The organism is Bacillus haikouensis, from assembly GCF_013179555.1.
GTDB lineage: Bacteria > Bacillota > Bacilli > Bacillales > Bacillaceae_B > Rossellomorea > Rossellomorea haikouensis_A.
Genome location: NZ_JABMCR010000430.1, coordinates 1 through 2,508, shown reverse-complemented (window position 1 = coordinate 2,508; position 2,508 = coordinate 1). Strand labels below are relative to the sequence as shown.

Genomic DNA, 2,508 nt, shown 5'->3' with positions numbered 1-2,508 from the left:
GCCTTTAAGATTATCCTTTCGTACCCCCTGCCGTCAATCCTGAAACGAAGTATTTCTGGAAGAAAAGGAATAAAAATGCGATAGGAACTGCAATTAATACAGAGCCTGCAGCAAACGTAGTGAATTCAGCACCGAACTGCTTTGCGACCATATCATAAAGGGCAACCGGCAGAGTGTACATTTTTTCTGAGCGCAATAAAATACTTGCTATGATAAAGTCAGCAAATGGGGCGATGAAAGAGAACAATGCCACCACTGCGATAATCGGCTTTGCAAGCGGCATGACGATTTGAAAAAAGATCCGCAGATGCCCTGCTCCATCTATTTTCGCTGATTCATCAAGTTCTTTCGGTATTGTATCCAGATAGCCTTTCATCAGCCACGTATTCATCGGAATCTGCCCCCCGACATATACCAGGATCAATCCGATATGTGTATCAAGCAGATCTGTTAATAACGCTAACACGAAAATAGCGATCAGCGCTGCAAAGTTAGGGATCATCTGCAGAATCAAGAAGGTCATTAATCCATTTTTCCTTCCCGTAAAACGGTACCGTGAGAAAGAATACGCTGTTAAACTCACGAGAAGAACCGTCAGTGCCATCGTCGATAAACTTACTTTAAGGGAATTCCAATACCAGATTAGGTAGTTGCTTTGTCCAAGATCAAATAATTCCTTGTAATGGGCAAGTGTCGCATTTTTAGGTATGATGGACGAGCCTGATAAACTCTGTCCCGGATTAAAGGAAGAACCTATGATCCAGGCTACAGGGTACAGAATGATTGCAAACATTACAGCAATGGCAAGATAAGATAAGGTTAAACGTATAAGTTTCTGTCTTTTCATATTCATATTACATCATATCCTCTTCTTGGAATGATTTCGTGCGCTTGAACTGCCAGATCGCTACAGTGATGACAATGATCGATAGCAGTAATGTGATGGCAGCTGCTTTAGAATATTGAGCCGAAGTCATCGTCAGGCTGTAAATCCATGAAATCAGGATGTCAGTTCCGCCTGCATTCTGACCTGTCAATGCAGGTCCTCCGCCATTGAATAAATAGATGACGTTAAAGTTATTGAAGTTGAAAGTATATTGGGTGATGATGATCGGCGCTGTCGCAAATAGTACCAGCGGCAGTGTGATATTCTTGAATTTCTGGAAAATGGATGCCCCGTCCACTGTGGCAGCCTCGTACAATTCATCAGGGATTGATTGCAGAACCCCTGTAGTCATCGCAAATATGAACGGGAATCCCAGCCAAGTCTGGATGAAGATCAATGCAAGCCGTGTATACATGGGTTCAGTCATCCACGGTAAATCTCCCATTCCCAAGAACGAGAGTATGTCCCGGTTGATGGTCCCAAACGATTCATTGAACATACCGGCAAATACAAGAATAGAAACAAATGCCGGAATTGCCCAAGGTAAAATGAAAACTGTACGAATGACCGCTTTTCCTTTTAAGTCTTTTTGATTCACCAGAATGGCAAGGAAGATTCCAAGTGCCACCTGCAGAGTCGTCGCTCCAAACGTCCAAACCAGCGTCCATGCCAAAACAGTGATAAACGTTTCTCTCCATATATCAATCTTGAAGATATCAACAAAGTTCTGAATCCCTACCCAATCCACAAGCTTTGCCGGAGGGGAATGATAAAGATCATAGTTTGTGAAAGCCAGTAAAATAACGAATATAATCGGAAATATCACTACGAAAACGAGCAGCAGGAAGCCCGGTGACATGATCAGATAAGGAAATCCATTGTCTACCAGATTTCTGTATTGCTCTCTGATTGTGCTTAGCTCTTCCCCCCGATCCCTTCTCTCTCCATTAACGTATGCATCCCGCAAATTATATAGATAAAAGCCGATTCCGAATAATAGGACGATGATTGAGAGGATTCCATACACCATCAAGAAGATAGAGTGATCTCCGTAGGATACGTCCGTGCCCAGGGTAGTGATTCCCCAAAGACCGTAACTGATTAAATCTCTGAATACGAGAATAAAAGCGGCTGTCATGATCAGGAAAAATCCGCCTTTGAGATACTGTTTATGATACAACTGACCTAATCCTGGGATAAGGGACAGGGCCAGCGCTGTTTTTCTATGGTTTGTATGATAGGATTGTTGCTCCATCCTATATTCCCCTTTCTATTCTCAACTTGTTTTTTAAACTTCAAGAGCTTTAGGAGGCAGAAACGTATTTCTTCCTCCTAAAGCCCTTGAATGGTATTTAAAAGGATAGCAGTACCTCTCCATTTGGAGGAGGTACCGCTATATAATGATAGTTTTAATTTGAATGATTCGCTTCAATGTTCTGGTTGATTTGTTCCACAGCGGAATCAAGTGCTGCTTTAGGCTCTTGTTTCCCTGTTACCACAGTCTGAAGTGCATTGGCCATAGGTTCCCACACCGTACCCATTTCAGGGATATTCGGCATTGGGACCGCATATTGAGACTGTTCGGCTACCGCTTTTGCACCTGGATTATCGGCAATCGCAGG

At 42.9% G+C, this 2,508-nt stretch carries 2 protein-coding genes and 1 pseudogene; all 3 read right to left on the bottom strand.

Annotated elements, in window-relative coordinates:
- Positions 1–10: 10 nt before the first annotated feature.
- Positions 11–853, bottom strand: a complete 843-nt coding sequence (locus tag HP456_RS22680) for a sugar ABC transporter permease (protein WP_172255303.1) — start codon at positions 851–853, stop codon at positions 11–13.
- A gap of 1 nt (position 854) precedes the next feature.
- Positions 855–2,141, bottom strand: a complete 1,287-nt coding sequence (locus HP456_RS22675; RefSeq protein WP_172255301.1) for a carbohydrate ABC transporter permease — start codon at positions 2,139–2,141, stop codon at positions 855–857.
- A 154-nt stretch (positions 2,142–2,295) separates the two neighbouring features.
- A pseudogene (locus tag HP456_RS22670) lies at positions 2,296–2,508 on the bottom strand (cyclodextrin-binding protein); the annotation flags it as partial.

Coding starts and splice junctions, on each gene's coding strand:
- HP456_RS22680 (WP_172255303.1), bottom strand. CDS start 853: ATGAATATGAAAAGACAGAAACTTATACGTTTAACCTTATCTTATCTT.
- HP456_RS22675 (WP_172255301.1), bottom strand. CDS start 2,141: ATGGAGCAACAATCCTATCATACAAACCATAGAAAAACAGCGCTGGCC.